This window comes from Streptomyces sp. NBC_01317, assembly GCF_035961655.1.
Classification (GTDB): Bacteria; Actinomycetota; Actinomycetes; order Streptomycetales; family Streptomycetaceae; genus Streptomyces.
Genome location: NZ_CP108393.1, coordinates 6,066,765 through 6,092,698 on the forward strand (window position 1 = coordinate 6,066,765; position 25,934 = coordinate 6,092,698).

A 25,934-nucleotide genomic window follows, 5' to 3' on the forward strand; every position below is an offset into this window, starting at 1 on the left:
CGCATAGTAAGACCGATTCGGCCTGGTGCCCGCCGGGAAGGAGCCTACGCTCGGTGAGATCCGGCGTTCACGGGGGCGTTGGCCGAGCGGACCCGGGCCCGCGTCCCCCCGCCGGCGGCGGCCGGGGGTCAGCCGAGGGTCAGCACGACGAGTGCGGTGGTGGCGGCGGTTTCGGCCAGGGCGCCCAGGACGTCCCCCGTCATCCCGCCGAAGCGCCGGACGCAGTGCCCGAGCAGCAGGTGCGCGGCGCCCAGCGCGGCCAGCACCGCCAGGACGTGGTGGACGGACCCGGTGAACCCGAACGCCCCGCCCGCCACCGCGCAGACCGCCGTGGCCGCCAGCGCCGTGAGCACCGCGGCGCGTACCGGTACGGCTCCGGCGACGGCCGCGCCCAGGCCGTCGGGGCGGGCCGGGGGCACGCCCGCACGGCAGGCGAGGGTGAGTACGAGCCGGGCGGACACCCCGGACACGGCCAGGGCCACCGCGCCGCGCGCCCCGCCCTGCCCGTACAGCTCGGACACCGCCGCGACCTGCCCGAGCAGGACGAGCAGCAGCGTGATCACGCCGAACGGGCCGATGTCCGACCGTTTCATGATCCGCAGGGCGTCCTCGGCCGGCTTCCCGCTGCCCAGACCGTCCGCGGTGTCCGCGAGACCGTCCAGGTGAAGTCCCCGCGTCAGTACGGCCGGTACGGCGACGGCGGCGACGGCCGCGAGGAGGGGGCCGGTACCCGCTCGCAGCAGGACGGCGCCGACGGCCGCCGCGGCCAGGCCGACCACCAGGCCCACGAGCGGCGCGGCCCGCATCCCGGCGCCGGCGGCCGGCCGGTCCCAGCGGGTCACCCGGACCGGCAGCACGGTGAGGGTGCCGAAGGCGAAGCGCACGCCGTCGGCGAGCGAGGCGCGTGAGGTGTCCGCCGGTATGCCGCCCGGGGAGCCGTCCGTGGAGCCGTCGGTGGAAGTCATCGCGCGAAGGGTAGCCGGGGGGCGCCACCGGACGCTGACACCCAACGCCCCCTCAAAAGGCGCTGAATCCCGCAAACTTCCCATACCGTCACGTCGTACCGTCCCGTCCGGCACTCCGGAAGCAGGTGGCATGGGTAACTGGTTTCACCAGAACATCGTCGAGCCGGGCAAGCTGCCCGCCCTGCTCGCGCTCGCGTCCTTCGTGCTGACCTTCGCGGTGACCCGTACGGTGACCCGGCTCATCCGGGCCGGGAAGGGGCCGTTCCGGAACATCTCACCGGGTGGGATGCATATCCACCATGTGGTCCCGGGGGTGATCCTCACCGTCATCGGCGGCTTCGGCGCGGTCGGCAGCGGGACGCAGGGGGTCACGGCCTGCGTGTGCGCGGTGATCTTCGGCCTCGGCGCGGGGCTCGTGCTGGACGAGTTCGCGCTGATCCTCCACCTCCAGGACGTCTACTGGTCCGAGCAGGGGCGCCAGAGCGTGGAGGTGGTGGTCACGGCGGCGGCGCTGGCGCTGCTGGTGCTCAGCGGGTTCTCGCCGGTGGAGGTCAACTCCCTGACGACCCAGCAGCAGGAGAACCGGACGTCGGTGATCGCCACGCTCCTCGTCAACTTCGCCTTCGTGCTGATCGCGGCGTTCAAGGGCAAGCTGCGCATGGCGCTGGTCGGCACGCTGGTGCCGTTCGTGGCGCTCACCGGCGCGATCCGGCTGGCGCGGCCGGGCTCGCCCTGGGCCAAACGCTTCTACCGGGGGCGCCACAAGAAGCGGGCGAGAAGCACGTTGCGCGCCTACCACCACGACAAACGCTGGGTGGGGCCGCGACGCCGCTTCCAGGACCTGATCGGCGGCGCCCCGAGCCCGGACCCGGCGCGGACCCCGCACTGAGGGGGCCCGCGTGCGCCGGTACGAAGGCGGGCGCGAGGTCAGATGAGGTCAGTCCGTCTCGTCCTCCGCCTCGTCCTCCGCCTCGTCCTCCGTGTCCTTCTCGGGAGCGGGGGAGAGGGGCGCCTCCGGCAGTTCCGCCGCCAGGGCGGCCGCCGCCTGGACCAGGGGCAGGGCGAGCAGCGCCCCCGTACCCTCGCCGACCGTGACGCCCTGGTCGAGCAGCGGCACCAGCGCCATCCGGTCCAGCGCCTTCGCCTGGGCGGGCTCGCCGCTCATGTGGCCCGCCAGCCACCAGTCGGGCGCGCGGAACGCCGCCCGCTGGCCGACCAGCGCGCAGGCCGCCGACACCACACCGTCCAGGACCACCGGCACCCGGCGCACCGCGCTCTGGAGCAGGAAGCCCGTCATCGCCGCCAGATCCGCGCCGCCCACCGTCGCCAGCAGCTCCAACTGGTCGCCGAGGACCGGCCGCGCCCGGCGCAGCGCGTCCCGGACGGCCGCGCACTTGCGCATCCACGCCAGGTCGTCGATGCCCGCGCTGCCGCGCCCGGTGACCACCGAGGCGTCCGTGCCGCACAGGGCGGCGATCAGGGTGGAGGCCGGAGTCGTACCGCCGACGCTCAGATCGCCCAGGACGAGCAGATCCGTACCGGAGTCCGCCTCCTCGTCGGCGACGCGCATGCCGAGGCGTACGGCCTGCTCGGCCTCCTCGAACGTCAGCGCGTTCTCGATGTCGATACGGCCGCTGCCGCGCCGCACCCGGTGCCGTACGACCTCGTCGGGCAGCAGCCCGGGATCGCAGTCCAGTCCGGCGTCGATGATCCGCACCGGCACGCCCGCCCTGCGGGCCAGCACGGCGGCGGGGCTCGCGCCCTCCAGCACGGCCCGCACCAGTTCGTGCGTACTGCCCGCGGGGCGTCCCGACACGTTCAGCGAGGCCACCCCGTGGTCACCGGCGAACACCACCGCACGCGGCTGCCGGATCGCCCTGACCGGGACGGACCCCTGCGCGGCGGAGAGCCACTCGCCCAGCTCGTCGAGGCGCCCGAGAAACCCGGGCGGCACGACCAGCCGCTCGCGGCGTTCCTCGGCGTCACGCCGCGTACCGCCGTCGGGGCGCTCGATCAGATCGGAGAAGTCGTCGAGATTAAGCGAGCTCATTCGCCGAACACTAGCGAACCCGGCCGTGGTTGAACGGCGGTGGGATCGGGGGCGTCGCGAGCCTCGACCCGCGGTGTCGCCCCCGCCTCACCCCCGCAGCGTCAAGGACTGCCCCGCCACCACCAGCAGGACGTGTTCGCACTGCTCGGCGACCGCCGCGTTCAGGCGGCCCAGTTCGTCGCGGAACAGGCGGCCCGAGACGTGCGCCGGGACGATGCCCGAGCCGACCTCGTTCGTCACCAGGACCACCGTGCGCGGGGTCGCGCGGACCGCCGCGACCAGCTCCGCCGTCCGCTCCCGCAGCGCCCTGCGGCCGCCCGGCTCCCACGCCTCCTCGTTCCACGCGTCCACCCGGTCCATCGCGTCCGTCAGCCACAGCGACAGACAGTCGACCAGCAGCGGCGGCCCCTCCCGCGCGAGCAGCGGCACCAGGTCGCGGGTCTCGACCGTCTGCCAGCTGCCCGGCCTGCGCTCGCGGTGCGTCCGTACCCGCGCGTCCCACTCCGCGTCACCGTCCCGGCCGCCGCCGGTCGCCACGTACACCACCCCGGGGAACGTGGCCAGCCGCCGTTCCGCCTCCCACGACTTGCCGGACCGGGCCCCGCCCGTCACCAGCGTGCGGCGCGGCACCCGCGGCACCGCGCGGTACGCGCCGACCGACACCGTCGTCCCGTCCGGCACCGCCCGCGCGCCCGCCGCCGCGAGCCGCCGGTCCAGCTCGGCGCCGGGCGGTACGTCGTGGTCGAGGTGGACCGCGACGAGGTCCGTGGACGCCCCGATCGCCCCGTTCGCCCGCAGCCGCGCCACCGCGTCGGGACGGCCGGTCACATCGGCCGCCACCAGGTCGTACGGAGCCGTCGCCCCCCGGCCGGGACCGTCCGGGAGCCCGGCGGGCGCGCCGCCCGGCGGCAGGTACAGCAGGCGCTCGCCGCCGGGCGCCGTCACCTCGTACCCGGTGCCGGGCGCGTCCATCGCCAGCGCCCTGACCCGGTGCCCGCTGAGGAGCGTCAGCACCCGCCCGTCCGCGACCCGCCCCGCCGCGGGCAGCCCCACCGGCAGCTCCACGGCGGGCCCGTCGTGCGGATGGGTGAGCAGGACCTGCTGTACGCCCGCCAGGGAGTGCCCCGCGCGCGCGGCGGCCAGCGCGGCCCCGGGAGTGAGGTCGAGCAGCAGGACCCCGTCCACCAGCAGCGCCGTCGCGGCGCGGGCCAGGGCGCCGCGGGCGGTGGCGCAGGCGGCGCAGGGGCAGTCGGGGCGGGGGAGCCCGGCGGGGGCTCCGGTGCCGAGCAGAGTCAGTTCCACGGAGATGATCCTCCCGTGTCGCCTCGTACGGTGCGCGCCCGGCTACGCTGCGGGCAGGAAGCTGATCAGTTGGGCAGGATCCGGGAGGCGCACATGGCGTGGACGTGGCGGTTCGAGAAGTCCGACGGGACAGAGGTCCCGCCGGCGGTGGAGCCCGAGGAGTTCACCACGCAGGGGGACGCCGAGTCCTGGATCGGTGAGGCGTGGAAGGAGCTGCTCGCGGGCGGCGCCGACCAGGTGCACCTCTTCGAGGACAGCACCAAGATCTACGGCCCGATGAGCCTGCACGCGGACCAGGCCGACGCGCCCGGCGAGGCGGAGCCCGAGGCCGACGCGGAGGCCGGCACCGCGTCCGACGCGAAGGCCGCGGACGAGGCCACCGACCAGGCCACCGACCAGGCCTGACCGGGTCCGGAGCGCGGGGCGCCTGAGGACCGGAAGGTCCACGGGCGCCCTTTCCCCTGCCCCTGAACGCCTTGCCCCCGCATGCCGTACGCCCGCATGCCGTACGCCTACATCTCGCCGAGGGTGACGTTCGCCGTCCGGGTCGCGCCCTGGCGGATGTACGTCACCTGGACCTTCTCCCCGGGGCTGTCGGACGCGAGCGTCTCGGACAGCGACTGGATCGTGGTGACCTGGTCGGCGCCCACCTTGGTGATGATGTCCCCGGCCTTGATCCCCGCGCCGGCCGCGGGCCCGCCCTTGGTGGCCGAGACGACCGCCACCCCGGCGGGCTGGAAGTCGGTGCCGAGGAACGTACGGCCGGTGATCCCGAGGGCCGCCCGGCCCGAGTTGGTGACGCGCCCGCTCTTGATGATCTGCCCGGCGACGTTCTGCACCGTCGACCCGGGGATCGCGAACCCGATGCCCGGCGCGGCGCTGTCGCCCTCCTGGGGGTCGGTCGCGGCCAGGGTCGGGATGCCGATGACCTCGCTGTCCAGGTTGACCAGCGCCCCGCCGCTGTTGCCCGGGTTGATCGCCGCCGACGTCTGCACCAGGTTGGCGATCGTCGCGCCCGTCCCGCCGCCCGAGTCGCTCTCGGTCACGGTCCTGCCGACCGCCGAGACGATGCCCTGGGTGACGCTGCTCGACAGGCCCAGCGGCGACCCCATGGCCAGCACGATCTGACCGACCGCCACCTGGGAGGAGTCGCCGAACTTGGCCGCCTTGAGCCCGGAGGGGACGTTCGTCAACTTGATGACGGCGAGGTCCCCCTGCGGGAAGCTGGCGACCAGGCGCGCCTCCAGCGGCTGCTCCCGGGTGGCGACGGTGACCGCGAAGGTCTTCTGCGAGCCGACGACATGGGCGTTGGTGACGATGTGGCCCTGGGTGTCGAAGATGACGCCGGAACCGAGCGCGTTCCCCGCGTCGATCTCGACGACCGACGGCAGCACGTTCTTGATGACGCTCTCGTAGGCGCTCTGGAGGTCGTTCTGGGCGCGCTCCACGGACGCGGCCCGGGCCGGAAGGTCGGCCCCGGCCACGTCGGCGGCCCCCGTGTCGTCGCGGCCCGAGTCGGTGCCCGAGCAGCCGGCGGCGAGGGCGACCGCGCAGATCCCGGCGGTCAGGGGCAGCAGCAGCCGGCGCGCACGGCCCCGGAGAAGGGAAGCATTCATGCCCGGAGTATCCCTTTTGTCCGCAGGGTGGCGCCTGCGGTACGCGGCCGATCAGGGGGTGCCGTCCACCCGCCGGGTCCGGCTCACCCGGCCGCCGCCGCCCTACCGCGCCGACGCGAGGAACTGAGTGGCCGCCAGCTCCCCGTACAGCGGATCCTCCGCCACCAGCTGCTCGTGCGTGCCCACCGCCCGTACCTTCCCCGCGTCCATCACCACGATCCGGTCCGCGAGCGTGACCGTGGACAGCCGGTGCGCCACCACCAGCACCGTCACCTCACGGGCCGCCTCCGCCACGACGTCCCGCAGCGCCATCTCGTTGACCGCGTCCAGCTGCGAGGTCGCCTCGTCCAGGAGCAGCAGCCGCGGCCCCCGCAGCAGCGCCCGCGCGATCGCCACCCGCTGGCGCTCCCCGCCCGACAGCTTCGACCCCCGGTGGCCGACCAGCGTCTCCAGGCCGTCCGGCAGCCGCGCCACGAGCCCGTCGAGCCGGGACCGCAGGAGCACGTTCCGTATCGCCTCCTCGGAGGCGTCCGGCGCGGCGAAGACCAGATTCTCCCGCAGCGTCCCGGCGAGTACGGGGGCGTCCTGCTCGACGTAGCCGATGGCGGCCCGCAACGTGGCGAGCGGCCAGTCACGGACGTCCTTCCCGTCGACCAGGACCCGGCCGCCGGTCGCCTCGTAGAACCGCTCGATCAGGCCGAACACCGTGGTCTTGCCCGCGCCCGACGGGCCGACGAAGGCGGTCATGCCGGGGCCCGGCACCTCGAAGGAGACGCCGTGATGGACGTACGGCAGATCCTCGCGGTACCGGAAGGTGACGTCCTCGAAGGTGACCGAGGCGGCGCCCCCCGCGCCTGCCGGTATCACCCCGGCCGGGTCCACCAGGGACTCCTCCTCCGTCTCCAGCCGCTCCGCCTGCGTGATCCGGGCGACGGCGGCCGAGCCGACCTGGTACTGCGTCACGGCGTTGACCAGCTTCGACACCGGATCGATCAGATAGAACAGGAACAGCAGGAAGGCGATGAGCGTCGACACGGAGATCGCCCCCGACGCCACCCGCGCCCCGCCGATGCCCAGCACCGCCAGGAACGACACCTGCACGGCGAGCCCGACCGAGGTGGACGCCACGGACTGCCACTTCGCGGACCGGACGCCGTGCCGCCACGCCTCCTGGGCCGCCGCCTCCACCACGGCGCTCTCCCGTTCCTCCGCGCCGGACGCCTTGACCGTACGGAACGCGCCGAACGCCCGCTCCAGCACGGTCGATATCTCCCCGACCGCCTCCTGGGACCGCCGGGTCGCCTCCGCGATCCTCGGCATCACCAGCGCGACGGCCCCGCCGATCAGCACGATCACACCGAGGGTCACCCCGAGCAGCACCACGTCCATCACGCCCATCAGGACGATCGTCGCCACGAACGCGAGACCGCCGGTGGCCGCCATGACGATCGACTGGGTCGTCACCGCGCGCAGCAGGGTGGTGTCCGACGTGACGCGTGACATCAGGTCGCCCGGCTGGGTGCGCTCCACCTCCGGGAGCCGCAGCCGCAGCAGCCGTCCGATCAGGGTCCGCCGCGCGGCGAGGACGACGGACTCGGCGGTCCGCTCCAGCAGGTACGAGCCCACCGACTCGACGGCCGTGCCGAACAGCACCAGCCCGGTGAGCAGCAGCAGGATCCCCGTGATCGACCCGTCCTCGCCGAGCCGGTCGACCAGAGCCTTCGCCGCGAGCGGCTGGGCCAGGCCGGTGGCGGCGCCGACGAGCGCGAGGAACGCGCCCAGGGCCACGACGCGGCGGTGCGGGCGGAAATGGCGGTGGAGGGCGCGCCAGGTCTCACGGCCGGACAGCTCGGGCGGGGTGTCCACGCCGCTCTCGATTCCACTCACGCCGGTGAGGACGCGGCACGGGGGTCCGTACCTGACTCACGTCCCGGCCGGTTTCAGCCCCGTACGCCACACAGATGGAGCAGCGCGGCGACCCTCCGGTACGGCTCCGTCCGCCCCGCGCGGTCCTCCGCGGCCAGCAGCCGCTCCAGGTCGCCGTCGTCCGGGGGCGGGGTGCCGTTCGGGGCGAGGTCCGTGAAGACCCGTACCCCGTACCAGGCGTGCAGCGGCGCGGCGATCCCCGCGAGCGTCGCCGTCAGGGCGTCGAGCCGGTCCGCGCGGACCTGGACACCCAGGCGGTTGGTGTACGTGTCCGTTTCGAAGGCGTTCAGCGCCCCCGGCCAGTCCCCGGCGAGGCCGGGGCGCAGCGCGAGCGCGTCCGCGTTCCTCACCAGTAACGAGAGCAGACCGCCGGACGCCAGCATCCTGGCCAGCCCCGCGAGCATCGCGTCGGGCTCCCGGACGTACATCAGCACGCCGTGGCAGAGCACCACGTCGAAGCTGCCGGGCAGGAAGTGGACCCCGGTCTCCAGGCCGTCGCCCTCGATCAGCGTGACGCGCTCACGTATCCCCGCGGGCTCGCCCGCGAGCGCCTCGCGGGCCGTCGCCAGCATGTCCCCGTCGGACTCCAGGCCGGTCACCGTGTGCCCGGCGCGCGCCAGCCGCAGGGCCTGCGTGCCCTGGCCCATGCCGACGTCGAGGATCCTCAGCCGCTGCCCCACCGGGTAGCGGGCCGCGATCTGCTCGTCCAGCTGCCGTGCCACCAGTTCCTGGCGGACGACGTTGCGTACCCCTCCGAGCCCGGCGAGCCAGCCTTTCGAGGCTCCCGCGAAACCGGAGACTCCGCTGCTCAGGGCCGCTGTCCGCGCTTGACCTGCGGCTTCGGCAGACGCAGGCGGCGCATCTGGAGCGTACGCATCAGCCCGTAGGCCACCGCGCCCCGCTTGGGGGTGTCGGGGAAGCGCTCCGCCAGCTGCTTCTTCAGCCGCAGCCACAGGCCGATCGAGTCGACGACGATCAGCACGATCACGCCGAGCCAGAGCAGCAGCGCGATGTTCTGGAGCGAACCCACCCGGACCATGCTCAGGACCAGGATCACCACCGCGAGCGGCAGGAAGAACTCCGCCATGCAGAAGCGTGAGTCCACGTAGTCGCGGACATAGCGGCGCACCGGGCCCTTGTCGCGGGCCGGCAGGAACCGCTCGTCGCCACTGGCCAGCGCGGCGCGCTGGCGGGCCATGTCGGTGCGGCGCGCCTCGCGCTGCTGCTTCATGGCCGACTTGCGGTCGGTCGGCGTCGAGGCACGCCGCCGCTGCGACTGTGCCTCACTGCGCTTCGGGGTCGGGCGGCCCTTGGGGGCCTGCGGGTCGCGGGTCTGCGTGGAGAGGTCCGACGTCACCTGAGTGGCGGCCTTCTCTGTATTGGCGCGGCTACGGAACACAAAGCCCAAGGGTACGGGGTGTCGCGGTTGGGCCCCACCCCCGCGGGGAACGATCCCGCAACAGCGGACGTCTCTACCGGTACAGACGCGGACTTTGTCCGTTCCGGGCCTGTTGTGCGCATGTTGTACCTGAGTTTCCTCAGGGTCACCTACTCCTCGCGCCTGACCGGATCGGGGAACAGTCGTCCTTGGGGAGGAGCGCATTCGCCTCCGAACAGTGCGGTAATAGAGACAGGGCCCGTACTGTGGGTTCTGTTGAAGTGCTGGATCTCACGTCCGTCAGAAGGGGGCGCGCGAAGCCCATGAGCGGTGTCATGAAGCGTATGGGGATGATCTTCCGCGCGAAGGCAAACAAGGCCCTTGACCGGGCCGAGGATCCGCGCGAGACCCTCGATTACTCGTACCAGAAGCAGCTCGAACTGCTCCAGAAGGTGCGGCGTGGTGTGGCCGACGTGGCTACCTCGCGCAAGCGCCTGGAGCTTCAGCTGAACCAGCTCCAGGGGCAGTCGACCAAGCTGGAGGACCAGGGCCGCAAGGCGCTGGCGCTCGGCCGCGAGGACCTGGCGCGTGAGGCGCTGTCCCGCCGCGCCGCGCTCCAGCAGCAGGTCACCGACCTGGAGACGCAGCACACCACGCTCCAGGGCGAGGAGGAGAAGCTCACGCTCGCCGCGCAGCGCCTCCAGACCAAGGTCGACGCCTTCCGTACGAAGAAGGAGACGATCAAGGCCACGTACACGGCCGCGCAGGCGCAGACCCGGATCGGGGAGGCCTTCTCGGGCATCTCCGAGGAGATGGGCGACGTCGGCATGGCGATCCAGCGGGCCGAGGACAAGACGGCCCAGCTCCAGGCCAGGGCGGGCGCGATCGACGAGCTGCTCGCGTCGGGCGCGCTGGAGGACCAGTCGGGCGTGGCGCGGGACGACATCGCCGCCGAGCTGGACCGGATCTCCGGTGGTACGGATGTGGAGCTGGAGCTCCAGCGCATGAAGGCGGAGCTCGCCGGCGGTTCGCCTCAGCAGGCGATCGAGGGCGGCCAGGGCGACAAGCAGGACGCCCCCCAGAACCCGGACAAATTCAACAAACAGTAGGGGCTCGTCATGATCGTACGGATCATGGGGGAGGGTCAGGTGAAGCTGGCGGACAGCCACCTGGCCGAACTGAACACACTGGACGACGAACTGCTGGCCGAGGTCAGGGGCGGCGACGAGGACGGCTTCCGCCGTACCTTCCACGCCCTCCTGGGCAAGGTCCGAGAGCTGGGCGAGCCACTGGCGGACGACACTCTGGAGCCGTCGGGGCTGATCCTGCCGGCGCCGGGCGCGACGCTGGACGAGGTCCGCGCGCTGCTCAACGACGACGGCCTGATCCCGTCGGTCTGAACAGATCCTGTCCGAGGCGTCCCGCACCTCGGCCGCCCCACGCCTCCAGGTGTGGGGCGCCATGCTTTCCGCGGCGGCTCCCGCGCTTCCCGCACCCCGTACCGTGGCCCAGGTGACGACGACCTCCCTCGGCACCGCGTTCACGCGCTCCCGGACCTGGGCCCGCGCGCATCCCCTCGCGCCCGACGGTGTCCTCGCCGCCGCCGTCTTCGTCGCCATGCTGGTCGGTTCCTTCGCCGATCCGAGCACCGGCCACAACACCCCCACCTTCGGCACCCGCAGCCCCACCGTCCTCAGCGTCTGCCTGATGCTCCTCGGCGCCTGCCTGATCGTCCTGCGCCGCCGCGCCCCCATGCCCGTCCTGCTGTGCGCCGGCGCGGTCACCGCTGTGGAACTGGTCACCGGCGACCCCCCGGCCCCCGTCGTCGTCAGCGCCGTCGTCGCGCTCTACACCGTCGCCGCCCACACCGACCGCCCCACCACCTGGCGGGTCGGCCTCGCCACCATGACCGTCCTCACCGCCGCCGCGATGTGCTTCGGCTCAGGACCCTGGTATGCCCAGGCGAACCTCGCGATCTTCGCCTGGAGCGGCATGGCGTGCGCGGCTGGGGACGCCGTACGGAGCCGGCGCGCCTTCATCGACGCGATACGCGAGCGGGCCGAACGCGCGGAACGGACCCGCGAGGAGGAGGCCCGCCGCCGCGTCGCCGAGGAACGCCTCCGTATCGCCCGCGACCTCCACGACGTCGTCGCGCACCACATCGCCCTGGTCAACGTCCAGGCGGGCGTCGCCTCCCACGTCATGGACAAGCGCCCCGACCAGGCCAAGGAAGCCCTCGCCCACGTACGGGAGGCCAGCCGCTCCGCGCTCAACGAGCTGCGCGCCACCGTCGGGCTGCTGCGCCAGTCCGGCGACCCGGAGGCGCCCACCGAGCCGGCCCCCGGACTCGCGCACGTCGACGGGCTCCTGGAGACCTTCCGCAACGCGGGCCTGCCCGTCACCTTCGCGGCCGGCGAGGGCGTCCCGCGCCTGCCCGCCGCCGTCGACCTCGCCGCGTACCGGATCATCCAGGAGGCCCTGACCAACACGCGGAAGCACGCGGGCCCCGGCGCCAGGGCAGAGGTGAGTGTCGTACGGGTCGGCCCCACGATCGAGGTCACCGTGCTCGACAACGGCGAAGGCACCGGCGAACCGGCCGACGGCAGCGGCCACGGCCTCCTCGGCATGCGCGAACGCGTCACCGCGCTCGGCGGCGCCCTCACCGCGGGACCCCGCTACGGGGGCGGCTTCCGCACCCAGGCCATACTCCCGGTGAAGGGGCACCTCCAGGCGCCCCCCGCGACGCCGCCCGCGCGGACCGCCTCCGTACCGCCCCCACCCACCGCGCCACCCGTGCCACCGGCACGGACCGCGCCCACCGCGCCCACCGGGGAGACCGCATGACCATCAGGGTGCTGCTCGCCGACGACCAGACGCTGCTGCGCAGCGCCTTCCGCGTCCTGGTCGACTCCGAGCCGGACATGGAGGTCGTCGGCGAGGCCGCCGACGGCGCCCAGGCCGTCACCCTCGCGCGCGAACTGCGCGCCGACGTCGTCCTGATGGACATCCGGATGCCCGGTACGGACGGCCTCGCCGCCACCCGCATGATCAGCGCCGACCCCGAACTCGCCGGGGTGCACGTCGTGATGCTGACGACGTTCGAGGTGGACGAGTACGTGGTCCAGTCGCTGCGCGCGGGCGCCTCCGGCTTCCTCGGCAAGGGCGCGGAGCCCGAGGAACTGCTCAACGCGATCCGGATCGCCGCCGCGGGCGAGGCGCTGCTCTCGCCCCTCGCGACCAAGGGCCTGATCGCCACCTTCCTCGCCCAGGGCGGGAGTTCGGTGGACGACCGGGACGCGGCGGCCTACTCCGAACGCCTCACCGCGCTCACCGTGCGCGAGCGCGAGGTCCTGGTCCTGGTCGCGGGCGGCCACTCCAACGACGAGATCGCCGAGCGCCTCGCGGTGAGCCCGCTGACCGTCAAGACCCATGTGAACCGGGCGATGGCCAAACTCGGCGCCCGCGACCGCGCCCAATTGGTGGTAATCGCGTACGAATCGGGCCTGGTCCGTCCAAGGGTGGAGTGACGCTACGCCGCCGCGTACTCCAGACGCGGTATGCGGCGCGTAAGGAAATGGACCTACGGCCTACGCATCCGCCCCGGGGATGGCAGATCGTAGAGGAGGACGGCCGCCACTGTGCCCGCACGGTGGGACCGTCCCCGCAGACTTCCCCGGTCGGGCTCCCGCGCCCACCCTGCCGCGTACACCACAGAAGAGAGACCCCATGTCCTGGCTGTCCAGATTCAGCCTCGCGCAACGGGCCCTGATAGGGCTGATGTCGATCATCGCGATCGTCTTCGGCGCGATCGCGATCCCTCAGCTCAAGCAACAGCTGCTGCCGTCCATCGAACTGCCGATCGTCTCCGTGCTCGCCCCCTACCAGGGCGCCTCGCCCGACGTGGTCGAGAAGCAGGTCGTCGAGCCGCTGGAGAACTCGCTCAAGGCCGTCGACGGCATCAGCGGTGTCACCTCCACGGCCAGCGAGGGCAACGCCGTCGTCATGGCCAGCTTCGACTTCGGCAGCGAGAACACCAAGCAGCTCGTCGCGGACGTCCAGCAGGCCGTGAACCGGGCCCGCAGCCAGCTCCCCGACACGGTCGACCCGCAGGTCGTGGCCGGCTCGACGGACGACATCCCGACCGTCGTCCTCGCCGTCACCTCCGACAAGGACCAGCAGGCGCTCGCCGACCAGCTGGACCGCTCGGTCGTCCCCGCGCTGGAGGACATCGACGGCGTCGGCCAGGTCACCGTCGACGGCGTGCGGGACCTCCAGGTCTCCGTCACCCCCGACCCCGGGAAGCTCGCCGCGGCGGGTCTGAGCAACCAGGCACTCGCCGACGCGCTCAGGACCGGCGGCGCGACCGTCCCCGCCGGTTCCTTCGAGGAGGACGGCAAGAGCCGTACCGTGCAGGTCGGCGGCGGCTACACCTCGCTCCGGCAGATCGAGGACCTGCGGATCACCCCCCAGCCCGCCCCCGGCGGCGCGGGCCCGGCCAAGCCGGCGAAGCCCGTACGGCTCGGTGACCTCGCCACCGTCGAGCAGAAGCCGTCCACCGCGGTCTCCCTGGCCCGTACGAACGGCAAGCCCAGCCTCGCGATCGCGATCACGATGGACAAGGACGGCAGCGCCGTCGCCATCTCCGACGCCGTCCAGGACAAGCTGTCGGACCTGCGCGAGGACCTCGGCTCCGGCGCCACGCTCACCGTCGCCAGCGACCAGGGCCCGGCCGTCTCCAAGTCGATCTCCGGACTGACCACCGAGGGCGCGCTCGGCCTGCTCTTCGCGGTCATCGTGATCCTGGTCTTCCTGGGCTCGCTGCGCTCCACCCTGGTCACCGCGATCTCCATCCCGCTCTCCGTCGTCCTGGCGCTGATCGTCCTGTGGACGCGCGACCTCTCGCTCAACGTGCTCACCCTCGGCGCGCTGACCATCGCGATCGGCCGGGTCGTCGACGACTCGATCGTGGTGCTGGAGAACATCAAGCGGCACCTGGGCTACGGCGAGGAGCGCTACAGCGCCATCACCGTCGCGGTCAAGGAGGTCGCGGGCGCGGTCACCTCGTCCACCCTCACCACCGTCGCCGTGTTCCTGCCGATCGGACTGGTCGGCGGCATCGTCGGCGAGCTGTTCGGCTCGTTCTCGCTCACCGTGACGGCGGCGCTGCTCGCCTCGCTGCTCGTCTCGCTGACCGTCGTACCGGTGTTCTCGTACTGGTTCCTGCGCCCGCCGAAGGAGTCCGTCGGCGTCGAACCCGCCGAGGCGCGCCGCCTGGCGGAGGAGAAGGAGAACAAGAGCAGGCTCCAGCGCTTCTACGTGCCGGTGCTGCGCTTCGCCACCCGCAAGCGCCTCACCAGCGTGGGCATCGCGGCCATTGTGCTGATCGCGACGTTCGGCATGGCGCCGCTGCTCAAGACCAACTTCTTCGACCAGGGCGACCAGGAAGTCATCTCCCTCAGCCAGGAGCTGCCGGCCGGCACCGGGCTCACCACGGCCGACGCCGCCGCGAAGAAGGTCGAGAAGGTCCTCGCGGGCATCGACACGATCAAGGACTACCAGGTCACGGTCGGCTCGTCCGGCTTCCTGGCGGCCTTCGGCGGCGGTACGGGCGCCAACCAGGCGTCGTACAACATCACGCTCAAGGACGCCTCGACGTACGAGGAGACCACGGACCGGATCGAGAAGGAGCTGGCCGGGGTCGACGGCATCGGCGACACCACGGTCTCCGCGGGCGGCGGCTTCGGCAGCCAGGACCTCAGCGTCGTGGTGAAGGCCTCCGACGGGGCCGTGCTCGACAAGGCCGCCGCGCAGGTACGGGACGCCGTCGCGAAGCTGGACGACGTCACCGACGTCCAGAGCGACCTGGCGCAGAGCGTGCCGCGCATCTCGGTCAAGGCGACGCCCAAGGCGGCGGACGCCGGCTACAACGACGCGACGCTCGGCGCGGCGGTCGGCCAGGCCGTCCGCGGCACCCAGGCCGGTACGGCGATCCTGGACGACACCGAACGCGATGTCGTCGTCACCTCGGCCACCCCGGCCGTGACGATCGCCCAGCTCAAGAACCTGCCGCTGAACGGCGTCAAGCTCGGCGAGATCGCCGATGTGGCGCTCGTCCCCGGGCCGGTCTCGATGACCCGGATCGACGGCGCCCGCGCGGCGACGATCACGGCCAGGCCGACCGGTGACAACACCGGCGCGGTCAGCGCCACGCTCCAGTCGAAGATCGACGCGCTGAAGCTGCCGGCCGGGGCGACCGCCTCCATCGGCGGTGTCTCGCAGGACCAGGACGACGCCTTCGTCAACCTGGGGCTCGCCATGCTGGCGGCCGTCGCGATCGTCTTCATGCTGCTGGTCGGCACCTTCCGGTCGCTGATCCAGCCGCTGATCCTGCTGGTCTCCATCCCGTTCGCGGCGACCGGCGCACTCGGCCTGCTGATCGTGACCGGGACCCCGCTGGGCGTCCCGGCGATGATCGGCATGCTGATGCTGATCGGCATCGTGGTCACCAACGCGATCGTGCTGATCGACCTGATCAACCAGTACCGCAAGCAGGGGCTCGGCGTGGTCGAGGCCGTGGTCGAGGGCGGCCGTCACCGGCTCCGCCCGATCCTGATGACGGCCCTGGCGACGATCTTCGCGCTGCTGCCGATGGCCCTGGGCATCACCGGCGAGGGCGGCTTCATCGCCCAGCCGCTGGCGGTCGTGGTGATCGGCGGTCTGATCTCGTCGACGATCCTGACGCTGCTGCTCGTACCGACGCTGTACGCGATGGTGGAGCTGCGCAAGGAGCGCCGGGCGGCCAAGAAGGCGGCCAAGCGCGGCCCGGAGGCGGGGTCCGCCCCGTCGGAGCCCTCGGCTCCGGAGCCCGCGAAGGTCTGACCGGCCGGTCCGGCACCCACGACACCGCCCCCGGAGCAGCTGCTCCGGGGGCGGTGTCACGCGGTCGTACGTGCCTACGGCAGCGACAGCATCCGCTCCAGCGCCAGCCGGGAGAGGTCCGCCGTCTCCTTGTCGACCTGGATCCGGTTGACCTCGTTGCCCTCCGCCAGCGACTCCAGGGTCCACACCAGGTGGGGCAGGTCGATGCGGTTCATGGTGGAGCAGAAGCAGACCGTACGGTCGAGGAAGACGATCTCCTTGTCCTCGGCGGCGAAACGGTTCGCCAGCCGCTGGACCAGGTTCAGCTCCGTACCGATCGCCCATTTCGAGCCGGCCGGGGCGTCCTCCAGCGCCTTGATGATGTACTCGGTCGAGCCCACGTAATCGGCGGCGGAGACGACCTCGTGCTTGCACTCCGGGTGCACCAGGACGTTCACGCCCGGGATCCGCTCCCGTACGTCACGGACGGACTCGACCGAGAACCGGCCGTGCACCGAGCAGTGACCACGCCACAGGATCATCTTGGCGTCCCGCAGCTCCTGGGTGGTCAGGCCGCCGTTCGGCTTGTGCGGGTTGTAGAGGACGCAGTCCTCCAGGGACAGCCCCAGCTCCCGTACGGCGGTGTTGCGCCCCAGGTGCTGGTCCGGCAGGAAGAGGACCTTCTCGCCCTGCTCGAAGGCCCAGTTCAGCGCGCGCTCGGCGTTCGAGGACGTGCAGATCGTGCCGCCGTGCTTGCCGGTGAACGCCTTGATGTCCGCCGACGAGTTCATGTACGAGACCGGCACGACCTGCTCGGCGACCCCGGCCTCCGTCAGGACGTCCCAGCACTCCGCGACCTGCTCGGCCGTCGCCATGTCGGCCATGGAGCAGCCCGCCGCCAGGTCGGGCAGCACGACCTTCTGGCCCGCACCGGTGAGGATGTCCGCCGACTCGGCCATGAAGTGCACCCCGCAGAAGACGATGTACTCCGCCTCGGGGCGGGCGGCGGCGTCCCTGGCGAGTTTGAACGAGTCACCGGTGACGTCGGCGAACTGGATGACCTCGTCGCGCTGGTAATGGTGGCCGAGGACGAACACCTTGTCCCCGAGCTTCTCCTTCGCCGCGCGGGCGCGCTCCACCAGATCCGGGTCGGACGGGGAGGGCAGATCGCCGGGACACTCCACGCCCCGCTCGCTGCGCGGGTCGGCCTGGCGGCCGAGCAGCAGCAGGGCGAGGGGAGTCGGCTGGACGGCGAGGTCCTGCTGGGGTTGGGCGGTGGTCACGTCACGCACCCTCTCTTGTCTACGAACTTCTCTGCGAACGAGCCTTCTCGTCTATTTGACGTTATCTATCATAACTGGTTCACGTCACTTTGACGATGGCGATAGCGTCGATGTGACGCATTCCCGTTCGGGAATCCCGCGAAGGCTCCCGCTCCCGTTCGGCGACCCCGTGTGCGAGCATGAAGAAGGGAATGACACACGCCAGGGTCCGGAATGAATCCGCGGCCGCGCCGGTTGCAGTGTCGGCAAGCAGTCCGTACCAACCCGGGAGAGAAGCAGATGTCCGTATCGGACGACACCAAAACCGTGAGCGACGGCATCCTCCTGTCGGATGCAGCCGCGGGCAAGGTCAAGGCCCTGCTGGACCAGGAAGGGCGGGACGACCTCGCGCTGCGCGTGGCTGTCCAGCCCGGCGGCTGCTCGGGCCTCCGCTACCAGCTCTTCTTCGACGAGCGCTCGCTCGACGGCGATGTCGTCAAGGACTTCGGCGGCGTCAAGGTCGTCACCGACCGGATGAGCGCCCCCTACCTGGGCGGCGCCTCCATCGACTTCGTCGACACCATCGAGAAGCAGGGCTTCACGATCGACAACCCGAACGCGTCGGGCTCCTGCGCCTGCGGAGACTCCTTCAGCTAGAACGGCCGGTCCGGCCCGGCCGGACCAGCACAAAAGGCGGCGGCCCCGAACGGGACCGCCGCCTTTCGCCTGCGCGTGACCACGGGACCGTACGGCCCCCGCGTCCCCCCCTCAGCCTCGCGGCACCGGCTCACCCGTGGCCGCGTTGACCACACCCCGCGCGCGGAGCGGCGCCTTGAGCGCCACCGTCGCCGTCTGTTCCTTCGCCATCGCCACACACACCCGGTCCGGGTCGGGATCCGCCTGGAACACGGTCACCTTCACGTCCGCGCCCTTCTCGTCGGCCCGGGCCGCGTACGAGCCGCACACACCGGCCCAGAAGCGCACGGTCAGGGACGTCCCCTCGGAGTCGTACGAGATCACGGGGCGAACGCCCTCGCCCGCGCCCCCGCCGGGTGCCTCCTTGTGCGGCGGTACGGAGGGTGCGGACGGCGCCGTCACGAACTCCGGCGCCACCGCCGTCCGGGTCACCGTGTACGGCTCCGCGCCCCCGCCGGGCGCCACCCGGAACAGCCACGCGGGCACCAGCGCCGGCCTGCCGCCCTCGGCCTCCAGGGCGAGCCCGAAGACCGCCCGGTCGATCACCAGCGGCTCCGGGACGGCCGGACCCGTGCCCGGCTCGCACGGCGCGGCGGGCTCCGTCCCGCCCTCCAGCGGCTCCGCCGTCGCACAGCCGCCGATCCCGGACCCGGGCGGGCCGCCGGCCGTACGGTTCAGCTCCGCCAGCGCCGCGTCCGCGCCCACCACCGGGTACTCCTGGTCCCGCTCCGGGGCCTTGAGCTGCCCGCTGCCGCCCGTCACCGTGCCGTCCGCGCCGACCTGGATCCCCGTCGACCAGCCGTACGTGGGCAGCCCGCCGACCACCGGATCGGCGTTCACCACCCGGACCGCGCCCATCAGCTGCCGCGCGTCCAGCTTCGCGTCGTCCTGGCCCAGCGCCTTGAGCACCGGGGCCGCCGCCTTCTCCGCCGCCGCCTCGCTCACCGCGGGCCCCTCGCCGGCCGCGATGTCCCCGCCCGGGCAGCTCTTGCCCTTGAGGCAGTTGTCGCCGCCCGGCGAAGGACCGAAGCGCGCGAACGTCCATGTCCCCGGAGCCTGCTTCTCCACCCGCAGCAGCGGCCCGGAACCGTCCTGGTCCGTGCCCACCTTCCACGCCGTCCCGTCCGTGCGCGGGGTCCCCGCCACGCCGAGCGCCGCCGCCAGCTCCGCCACGTCGGCCGCGGCGACCGTACCGTCCGTACGGTAGACGGGCGCCGCGTCCGGGCCGTCGGGCAGCTCGACACCGGCGCGGTACGTCACCCCGTTCGGGTCCGGCTCGCCCGGCGCGATCCCGGGGGGCGGCGCGGACGGCTCCGTGGCCTGTGCCGCGCTGTCCAGGGCGAGGGGCGGGGGATCACTCTTCGCCCCCGGGCCGCCGCCCCTGTCGTTGCCGCCCGGGGTGGCGCCCGCGAAGTACAGGCCGCCGCCTCCGGCGATCAGGACCGCCGCCACCACCGTCGCGACGGCCAGCGGGGAACGCCGCCGGCGCGGACCGCCGGGGCCGGTGCTCTGCTCGGGCTCCGTACTCGTCACCGTTTCGCTCCTTCGGCCGTCGACCACGTGGTGTCCCCCGGACGGGGACACCGGTGGGACGGAAGGGAGCGCCGGGCGGTTCCCCCGAACGGGGGACAGGCAGGGAGCGCCGCCCGGATCACGCGAGCGCCGCCCCGGATCAGCAGTCGCCGTACTCCGCCATCTTGTCGAGCAGCCGCGCCGACCCCGGCGGTACGGTCACGCCGCGGATCAGGGACGGCGGCACGGGCGCCCGCGTCCCGGCGGACCCCGCCGCCCAGTGCGAGGCCATCCGCGCGCAGTCCTCGCGGAGTCCGGCCAGGGTCACCTCGTCCTCGCTCCCGGCCTCGCCCCCGACCGGAGCGGTACTCAAGGGGTTCTCGAACGGCATGCTGTCCTTGGCCATGGTCGAAGAGTCGCACGGACCGGCTCGCGGAGAAAGTTCTACTATCGGGTAGTTTTCCGGGTTGGGGCGTCTTAGGAAGGCGGCCGGGCAACCGGTAGCGTGAACTGTCAACCGTTCTCCTCCCCAGGAGCGTTCACGCCGTGCGAATCGCAGTCACCGGCTCCATCGCCACCGACCACCTGATGACCTTTCCCGGCCGCTTCTCCGACCAGTTGGTCGCCGAGCAGCTCCACACGGTCTCCCTCTCCTTCCTGGTCGACAACCTCGACGTGCGCAGGGGCGGTGTCGGCGCGAACATCTGCTTCGGCATGGGCCAGCTCGGCACCGGACCCATCCTGGTCGGCGCCGCCGGCGCGGACTTCGACGAATACCGCGCCTGGCTCGACCGGCACGGCGTCGACACCGCCTCCGTCCGGATCTCCGAGGTCCTCCACACGGCCCGGTTCGTCTGCACCACGGACGCCGACCACAACCAGATCGGCTCCTTCTACACGGGCGCGATGAGCGAGGCCCGCCAGATCGAGCTCAAGAAGGTCGCCGACCGCGTCGGCGGCCTCGACCTCGTCCTGATCGGCGCGGACGACCCCGAGGCGATGCTCCGCCACACCGAGGAGTGCCGCTCCCGCAAGATCCCCTTCGCCGCGGACTTCTCGCAGCAGATCGCCCGGATGACCGGCGACGACATCCGCACCCTGCTCGAAGGCGCCACGTACCTCTTCTCCAACGAGTACGAGAAGGGGCTCATCGAGTCCAAGACCGGCTGGACCGACGAGGAGATCCTCGGCAAGGTCGGCCACCGCGTCACCACCCTCGGCAAGCGGGGCGTGCGCATCGAATCCGTCGGCGCGGACCCGATCGAGGTCGGCTGCCCGGAGGAGGACACCAAGGCCGACCCCACCGGAGTCGGCGACGCCTTCCGCGCGGGCTTCCTCTCCGGCCTGTCCTGGGGCGTCGGCCTGGAGCGCGCGGCCCAGGTGGGCTGCATGCTGGCGACGCTCGTCATCGAGACGGTCGGCACCCAGGAGTACACGCTCGCCCGCACGCACTTCATGGAGCGCTTCACCAAGGCGTACGGCCACGACGCGGCCACCGAGGTCAGGACCTACCTGGTCTGAGCCGGGGGAGGGACGCCGCCGGGCAGCAGCCGCGAGGCGACGCCCGGCCGCCCCTCTGGTCACGACACCCGGCGGACCACATACGCGGCACCGTGGTCCGCCGGCTCCTCGCCCACGTACGCCTGGCCCCGCATCGCGCACCACGCCGGGATGTCCAGCCGCGCCGCCTCGTCGTCCGCGAGGACCGTCACCGTCCCGCCGACCGGCACGTCACCGATCACCTTCGCCAGCTCGATCACCGGGATCGGACACCGCCGCCCGAGCGCGTCCACCACCAGCGTGTCCACCACGAGCGGGGGCGTCGCGCCGGGGCCGGTGACCGTGACCGGCGCGCCCAGCCGGTCCCGTACCCCCGCCACCGCCCCGGGCAGCACCTCCAGGAACCGCTCCACCTCCGCCGCCGGGGTGCCCGGCGGCAGCGAGACCCGTACGTTCCCCTCCGACAGCACGCCCATCGCCCGCAGCACATGGCTCGGGGTCAGCGTGCCGCTCGTGCAGGACGAGCCGGAGTTGACGGAGAAGTCCGCCAGGTCCAGCGCGTGCAGCAGCGCCTCGCCGTCGGCATAGAGACACGAGAAGGTGACCAGGTGGGGGAGCCGGCGCACCGGATCGCCCACCACCTCGACATCGGGGACCAGTTCCGGCACCCGGGCGCGGACCAGGTCCACCAGCGTCCGCAGGCGAAGGCCCTCCGCCTCCGCCTCCGCCCGTACCGCGCGCAGCGACGCCGCCGCCGCCACCACCGCCGGAATGTTCTGGAAGCCGGGGGCCCGCCCCGACTCCCGCTCGTCGGCGGGGCCTTGAGGGGCGAACCGCACCCCCTTGCGGACGGCCAGCAGCCCCACCCCCGCGGGACCGCCCCATTTGTGCGCGCTGGCGGTCAGCACCGACCAGCCGCCCTCCACCGGCCCCCACCCCAGCGACTGCGCCGCGTCGACCAGCAGCGGGACCTCCCGGCCGCGGCACACCTCGGCGACCCCGGCCACCGGCTGCTCCGTCCCCACCTCGTGGTTGGCGGACTGGAGACAGGCCAGCGCCGTGTCCGTACGCAGGACTTCACCGTACGACTCGGGCGAAACCGCCCCGAACCGGTCCACCGGCACCTCGGTCACGTCGCCGCCCGCCGCCGCCGCGTGCAGCACCGAGGAGTGCTCCACGGAGGAGACGGCCACATGCCGGCCGACACGCCGGCGGCCCGCGAGGACCCCGGCCACTCCCGCGTGCACCGCGTGCGTCCCCGAAGGAGTGAACACCAGCTCGTCGGGACGGCAGCCGACCGCCTCCGCCGCGGCCTCCCGCGCCGCGTCCAGGAGCAGCGCCGCCCGCCGCCCCTCCCGGTACAGCCGGGCGGGGTCGGCCCACCCCTCGTCCAGCGAGGCCTGGAGCGCCTGGCGGGCGACGGGGTGGAGCGGGGCGGACGAGGCGGCGTCGAAGTAGGGCACGCCGCCACGCTAACCCCGGTGCCCGCGCGGCGAGTCGGCCGAGGCACCCGGAGGGGGCGTCAGAAGCGTCCCGGAGGGGGGTATTCCACCCCTTCGAGGTGCGCGGCGGCGCGTTGGGCACCCTCGCTGCGAGGCCCCGAATTGCGTCCAGTAGGGTTTGGTCCGCATAAACATCCAAACCCCTGCCCGCGTCAGGGCCGGCGACCGACCGACACGGCCGCAGCCGGCCGTGCGGGCGAGACTCTCGGGAAGGCGCTACGTGAGTCCCAACGGCTCCGACCGCTCGTCGCGGCGCCCGATGCGGCGGACGCTGCCGCAGGTGCTGACTGCGGGCCTGATCCTTGCGACCGCCACCGGTTGCACGTACAAGGACTTCCCCCGCCTGGGTATGCCCACCCCGGTGACGGAAGAGGCCCCTCGGATCCTCTCCCTCTGGCAGGGCTCGTGGGCGGCAGCGCTCATCACGGGCGTACTGGTATGGGGTCTGATCCTGTGGAGCGTCATCTTCCACCGGCGCAGCCGCACCAAGGTGGAGGTACCTCCGCAGACCCGGTACAACATGCCCATCGAGGCGCTGTACACCGTGGTCCCCCTCATCATCGTCTCGGTGCTCTTCTACTTCACCGCGCGTGACGAGACGAAGCTCCTCAACCTCTCCGACAAGCCGGCCCACACCGTGAACGTGGTCGGCTACCAGTGGAGCTGGGGCTTCAACTACATCGAGAACGTGGACGGCGACGCGACCACCGGGACGAAGATCCCCAGTGAGATCAGCTCCATCCCGAACCGGTTCCTCAAGGACTTCCCGAAGGGCGCCGAAGGCGTCTACGACGCCGGTGTCCCGGGCGAGCGGAATCCGCAGACGGGCAACCCCGGCCCGACCCTCTGGCTCCCCAAGGGCGAGAAGGTCCGCTTCATCCTGACCTCCCGCGATGTCATCCACGACTTCTGGGTGGTGCCCTTCCTGATGAAGATGGACGTCGTCCCGGGCCACACCAACGCCTTCGAGGTGACCCCCAATCAGGAGGGCACCTTCAAGGGCAAGTGCGCCGAACTCTGCGGCGTCGACCACTCCCGGATGCTCTTCAACGTCAAGGTGGTCTCCCCGGAGCGTTACCAGCAGCACCTCAAGGACCTGGCGAAGGAAGGCCAGAACGGCTACATCCCGGCGGGCATCGCGCAGACGGACCCCGCCAGGAACGCGGAGGACAAGAACCTGTGAGCATCCTCGACGAACCCCAGGGTGCCGCCGCGGCTGAGGACGCGTACCAGAACGAGATTCCGGTACGGCCCAAGCAGCCCGGCAGTGTCGTCGTGAAGTGGCTGACCACCACCGATCACAAGACGATCGGCACGATGTACCTGATCACGTCGTTCGCGTTCTTCTGCATCGGCGGGGTGATGGCGCTCTTCATGCGCGCCGAGCTGGCCCGTCCCGGCACGCAGATCATGTCGAACGAGCAGTTCAACCAGGCGTTCACGATGCACGGCACGATCATGCTGCTGATGTTCGCGACGCCGCTGTTCGCCGGATTCGCGAACTGGATCATGCCGCTCCAGATCGGTGCGCCCGACGTGGCGTTCCCGCGGCTGAACATGTTCGCCTACTGGCTCTACCTCTTCGGCTCGATCATCGCCGTCAGCGGCTTCATCACCCCCCAGGGTGCCGCCGACTTCGGATGGTTCGCCTACTCCCCGCTGTCGGACGCGGTCCGCTCGCCGGGTGTCGGCGCCGACCTGTGGATCATGGGCCTGGCCTTCTCCGGCTTCGGCACGATCCTCGGTTCGGTCAACTTCATCACCACGATCATCTGCATGCGCGCCCCCGGCATGACGATGTTCCGCATGCCGATCTTCACCTGGAACGTGCTGCTGACCGGTGTGCTGGTCCTGCTCGCCTTCCCGGTGCTCGCCGCCGCCCTCTTCGCACTGGAGGCGGACCGCAAGTTCGGAGCACATGTCTTTGATGCCGCCAACGGCGGAGCCCTGTTGTGGCAACACCTCTTCTGGTTCTTCGGGCATCCGGAGGTGTACATCATCGCCTTGCCCTTCTTCGGGATCATCTCCGAGATCATTCCGGTGTTCAGCCGGAAGCCGATGTTCGGTTACATCGGCCTGATCGCGGCGACGATCTCCATCGCCGGCCTGTCCGTGACCGTGTGGGCCCACCACATGTACGTCACCGGCGGAGTGCTGCTGCCGTTCTTCTCGTTCATGACGTTCCTCATCGCGGTCCCGACCGGGGTGAAGTTCTTCAACTGGATCGGCACGATGTGGAAGGGCTCCCTGTCCTTCGAGACACCGATGCTCTGGACGATCGGCTTCCTGATCACCTTCGCCTTCGGTGGTCTGACCGGCGTCATCCTGGCCTCGCCGCCGCTGGACTTCCACGTCTCCGACTCGTACTTCGTGGTCGCGCACTTCCACTACGTCGTCTTCGGCACCGTGGTGTTCGCGATGTTCGCCGGATTCCACTTCTGGTGGCCGAAGTTCACCGGGAAGATGCTGGACGAACGGCTCGGCAAGATCACCTTCTGGACGCTGTTCATCGGCTTCCACGGCACCTTCCTCGTGCAGCACTGGCTGGGCGCGGAAGGCATGCCACGCCGGTACGCGGACTATCTCGCCGCCGACGGATTCACCGCGCTGAACACCATCTCCACGATCAGCTCGTTCCTGCTCGGCCTGTCGATCCTGCCGTTCTTCTACAACGTGTGGAAGACCGCCAAGTACGGCAAGAAGGTCGAGGTCGACGACCCGTGGGGCTACGGCCGTTCCCTCGAATGGGCGACTTCGTGCCCGCCCCCGCGGCACAACTTCCTCACCCTGCCGCGCATCCGTTCCGAATCCCCGGCGTTCGATCTCCACCACCCGGAGATCGCCGCGCTCGAACAGCTGGAGACCTCCGGTCACGGAGCCGGGACCGGCGCCCTCGCCGGTGGCAAGGAGGCCGGGAAGTGAAGATCCAAGGCACGCTCTTCCTCTGGCTGAGCGTCTTCATCCTGGGCATCGCCGTGCTGTACGGCGTGTGGTCCAAGGAGGCCGCCGGCACGACGGCGCTCTTCCTGGCCTTCGGCCTGACGATCATGATCGGTTTCTACCTGTCCTTCACGGCCCGGCGTGTCGACGCCATGGCCCAGGACAACAAGGACGCCGACGTCGCGGACGAGGCCGGCGAGGTGGGCTTCTTCTCCCCGCACAGCTGGCAGCCCTTCTCGCTCGCCGTCGGCGGCGCGCTCGGCTTCCTGGGCATCGCGATCGGCTGGTGGCTGCTGTACTTCTCGGCGCCGCTGATCCTGGTGGGCCTGTGGGGCTGGGTCTTCGAGTACTACCGCGGTGAGAGCCGCACCCAGTAGCACGACCTGAGGCGAAAAGAGGCCGGACACTCCGAGAGGAGTGCCCGGCC

The 25,934-nt window shown here is 71.8% G+C and carries 22 protein-coding genes and 1 pseudogene; 12 read left to right on the forward strand and 11 right to left on the reverse strand.

The features are described 5' to 3' along the window. Positions 1–128: 128 nt before the first annotated feature. Positions 129–965, reverse strand: a complete 837-nt coding sequence (locus OG349_RS26350; RefSeq protein WP_327236952.1) for an adenosylcobinamide-GDP ribazoletransferase — start codon at positions 963–965, stop codon at positions 129–131. A gap of 130 nt (positions 966–1,095) precedes the next feature. On the opposite strand from OG349_RS26350, the gene OG349_RS26355 reads away from it, so the two are divergent. Continuing rightward, entirely contained in the window at positions 1,096–1,854 is a 759-nt protein-coding gene (locus tag OG349_RS26355) for a hypothetical protein (protein WP_327236953.1), read from the forward strand. Between the two features lie 48 nt (positions 1,855–1,902). Here the strand turns inward: OG349_RS26355 and cobT are convergent, their stop codons facing one another. Together cobT and OG349_RS26365 are read right to left on the reverse strand one after the other, a co-directional pair. Next, the gene (gene cobT, locus OG349_RS26360; RefSeq protein ID WP_327236954.1) at positions 1,903–3,015 is read right to left on the reverse strand and encodes a nicotinate-nucleotide--dimethylbenzimidazole phosphoribosyltransferase; all 1,113 of its coding nucleotides are present in this window, start codon (positions 3,013–3,015) and stop codon (positions 1,903–1,905) included. A gap of 87 nt (positions 3,016–3,102) precedes the next feature. Then, positions 3,103–4,317, reverse strand: a complete 1,215-nt coding sequence (locus OG349_RS26365) for a bifunctional adenosylcobinamide kinase/adenosylcobinamide-phosphate guanylyltransferase (RefSeq protein ID WP_327236955.1) — start codon at positions 4,315–4,317, stop codon at positions 3,103–3,105. 93 nt (positions 4,318–4,410) lie between these two features. Here OG349_RS26365 and OG349_RS26370 point away from each other — a divergent pair. Continuing rightward, positions 4,411–4,617, forward strand: a pseudogene (locus tag OG349_RS26370) (hypothetical protein); the annotation flags it as partial. A gap of 212 nt (positions 4,618–4,829) precedes the next feature. Here the strand turns inward: OG349_RS26370 and OG349_RS26375 are convergent. The 4 genes from OG349_RS26375 to OG349_RS26390 form a co-directional block, all read right to left on the reverse strand. Continuing rightward, on the reverse strand, positions 4,830–5,933 hold the full coding sequence (locus OG349_RS26375; protein ID WP_327236956.1) for a S1C family serine protease: 1,104 nt from the start codon (positions 5,931–5,933) through the stop codon (positions 4,830–4,832). 102 nt (positions 5,934–6,035) lie between these two features. Then, on the reverse strand, positions 6,036–7,820 hold the full coding sequence (locus tag OG349_RS26380) for an ABC transporter ATP-binding protein (protein ID WP_327236957.1): 1,785 nt from the start codon (positions 7,818–7,820) through the stop codon (positions 6,036–6,038). 53 nt (positions 7,821–7,873) lie between these two features. Further along, positions 7,874–8,581 (reverse strand): class I SAM-dependent methyltransferase, encoded by a 708-nt coding sequence (locus OG349_RS26385; RefSeq protein WP_327236958.1) that lies wholly within the window; start codon positions 8,579–8,581, stop codon positions 7,874–7,876. Between the two features lie 86 nt (positions 8,582–8,667). After that, the gene (locus OG349_RS26390; protein WP_161310187.1) at positions 8,668–9,258 is read right to left on the reverse strand and encodes a DUF3043 domain-containing protein; all 591 of its coding nucleotides are present in this window, start codon (positions 9,256–9,258) and stop codon (positions 8,668–8,670) included. A 302-nt stretch (positions 9,259–9,560) separates the two neighbouring features. On the opposite strand from OG349_RS26390, the gene OG349_RS26395 reads away from it, so the two are divergent. The 5 genes from OG349_RS26395 to OG349_RS26415 all read left to right on the forward strand — a co-directional run bounded on the left by OG349_RS26395 (position 9,561) and on the right by OG349_RS26415 (position 16,116). Beyond that, positions 9,561–10,346, forward strand: coding sequence for a PspA/IM30 family protein (locus OG349_RS26395; RefSeq protein WP_327236959.1), 786 nt, complete (start codon positions 9,561–9,563; stop codon positions 10,344–10,346). 9 nt (positions 10,347–10,355) lie between these two features. Next, complete coding sequence (gene pspAA / locus OG349_RS26400) at positions 10,356–10,637, forward strand: PspA-associated protein PspAA (RefSeq protein ID WP_327236960.1); 282 nt, start codon at positions 10,356–10,358, stop codon at positions 10,635–10,637. Between the two features lie 61 nt (positions 10,638–10,698). Next, on the forward strand, positions 10,699–12,081 hold the full coding sequence (locus OG349_RS26405) for a sensor histidine kinase (protein WP_442806315.1): 1,383 nt from the start codon (positions 10,699–10,701) through the stop codon (positions 12,079–12,081). Further along, entirely contained in the window at positions 12,078–12,764 is a 687-nt protein-coding gene (locus OG349_RS26410; protein WP_327236962.1) for a response regulator transcription factor, read from the forward strand. Before OG349_RS26405 ends, OG349_RS26410 begins: the two co-directional genes overlap by 4 nt. Before the next feature lie 199 nt (positions 12,765–12,963). Next, positions 12,964–16,116, forward strand: coding sequence for an efflux RND transporter permease subunit (locus OG349_RS26415; protein WP_327236963.1), 3,153 nt, complete (start codon positions 12,964–12,966; stop codon positions 16,114–16,116). A gap of 74 nt (positions 16,117–16,190) precedes the next feature. Here the strand turns inward: OG349_RS26415 and nadA are convergent, their stop codons facing one another. Then, the gene (nadA, locus tag OG349_RS26420; protein WP_327236964.1) at positions 16,191–17,387 is read right to left on the reverse strand and encodes a quinolinate synthase NadA; all 1,197 of its coding nucleotides are present in this window, start codon (positions 17,385–17,387) and stop codon (positions 16,191–16,193) included. Positions 17,388–17,657: 270 nt separating this feature from the next. Here nadA and OG349_RS26425 point away from each other — a divergent pair, with 270 nt between their 5' ends. Continuing rightward, positions 17,658–18,014: a HesB/IscA family protein gene (locus tag OG349_RS26425; RefSeq protein ID WP_161310179.1), complete on the forward strand. Its 357-nt coding sequence runs from the start codon at positions 17,658–17,660 to the stop codon at positions 18,012–18,014. Between the two features lie 111 nt (positions 18,015–18,125). On the opposite strand, the gene OG349_RS26430 is transcribed toward OG349_RS26425, so the two are convergent. Beyond that, positions 18,126–19,586, reverse strand: a complete 1,461-nt coding sequence (locus OG349_RS26430; protein ID WP_327236965.1) for a hypothetical protein — start codon at positions 19,584–19,586, stop codon at positions 18,126–18,128. A 139-nt stretch (positions 19,587–19,725) separates the two neighbouring features. Beyond that, on the reverse strand, positions 19,726–19,956 hold the full coding sequence (locus OG349_RS26435) for a hypothetical protein (protein WP_327238732.1): 231 nt from the start codon (positions 19,954–19,956) through the stop codon (positions 19,726–19,728). 155 nt (positions 19,957–20,111) lie between these two features. Between OG349_RS26435 and OG349_RS26440 the strand changes: the two genes are divergently transcribed. Next, positions 20,112–21,086, forward strand: a complete 975-nt coding sequence (locus OG349_RS26440) for a carbohydrate kinase family protein (protein ID WP_327236966.1) — start codon at positions 20,112–20,114, stop codon at positions 21,084–21,086. A gap of 59 nt (positions 21,087–21,145) precedes the next feature. Here OG349_RS26440 and OG349_RS26445 read toward each other — a convergent pair whose 3' ends face one another. Further along, positions 21,146–22,528, reverse strand: coding sequence for a cysteine desulfurase/sulfurtransferase TusA family protein (locus OG349_RS26445; RefSeq protein ID WP_327236967.1), 1,383 nt, complete (start codon positions 22,526–22,528; stop codon positions 21,146–21,148). A gap of 259 nt (positions 22,529–22,787) precedes the next feature. On the opposite strand from OG349_RS26445, the gene ctaC reads away from it, so the two are divergent. The 3 genes from ctaC to OG349_RS26460 are packed head-to-tail and all read left to right on the forward strand — an operon-like array spanning position 22,788 to position 25,884. After that, entirely contained in the window at positions 22,788–23,750 is a 963-nt protein-coding gene (gene ctaC / locus OG349_RS26450; RefSeq protein WP_161307688.1) for an aa3-type cytochrome oxidase subunit II, read from the forward strand. Beyond that, a complete protein-coding gene (gene ctaD / locus OG349_RS26455; protein WP_327236968.1) occupies positions 23,747–25,489 on the forward strand; it encodes an aa3-type cytochrome oxidase subunit I in 1,743 nt (580 codons plus the stop codon). The genes ctaC and ctaD overlap by 4 nt, the downstream gene beginning before the upstream one ends. Then, complete coding sequence (locus tag OG349_RS26460) at positions 25,486–25,884, forward strand: cytochrome c oxidase subunit 4 (RefSeq protein ID WP_161307686.1); 399 nt, start codon at positions 25,486–25,488, stop codon at positions 25,882–25,884. Before ctaD ends, OG349_RS26460 begins: the two co-directional genes overlap by 4 nt. Positions 25,885–25,934 lie beyond the last annotated feature (50 nt).

What these genes read in the sequence shown, in the direction of transcription:
- OG349_RS26350 (WP_327236952.1), bottom strand. Translation starts at nt 965, where the DNA reads ATGACTTCCACCGACGGCTCCACGGACGGCTCCCCGGGCGGCATACCG.
- OG349_RS26405 (WP_442806315.1), top strand. Translation starts at nt 10,699, where the DNA reads ATGCTTTCCGCGGCGGCTCCCGCGCTTCCCGCACCCCGTACCGTGGCC.
- cobT (WP_327236954.1), bottom strand. Translation starts at nt 3,015, where the DNA reads ATGAGCTCGCTTAATCTCGACGACTTCTCCGATCTGATCGAGCGCCCC.
- OG349_RS26375 (WP_327236956.1), bottom strand. Translation starts at nt 5,933, where the DNA reads ATGAATGCTTCCCTTCTCCGGGGCCGTGCGCGCCGGCTGCTGCTGCCC.
- OG349_RS26410 (WP_327236962.1), top strand. Translation starts at nt 12,078, where the DNA reads ATGACCATCAGGGTGCTGCTCGCCGACGACCAGACGCTGCTGCGCAGC.
- OG349_RS26435 (WP_327238732.1), bottom strand. Translation starts at nt 19,956, where the DNA reads ATGCCGTTCGAGAACCCCTTGAGTACCGCTCCGGTCGGGGGCGAGGCC.
- OG349_RS26425 (WP_161310179.1), top strand. Translation starts at nt 17,658, where the DNA reads ATGTCCGTATCGGACGACACCAAAACCGTGAGCGACGGCATCCTCCTG.
- OG349_RS26395 (WP_327236959.1), top strand. Translation starts at nt 9,561, where the DNA reads ATGAGCGGTGTCATGAAGCGTATGGGGATGATCTTCCGCGCGAAGGCA.
- pspAA (WP_327236960.1), top strand. Translation starts at nt 10,356, where the DNA reads ATGATCGTACGGATCATGGGGGAGGGTCAGGTGAAGCTGGCGGACAGC.
- OG349_RS26415 (WP_327236963.1), top strand. Translation starts at nt 12,964, where the DNA reads ATGTCCTGGCTGTCCAGATTCAGCCTCGCGCAACGGGCCCTGATAGGG.
- OG349_RS26355 (WP_327236953.1), top strand. Translation starts at nt 1,096, where the DNA reads ATGGGTAACTGGTTTCACCAGAACATCGTCGAGCCGGGCAAGCTGCCC.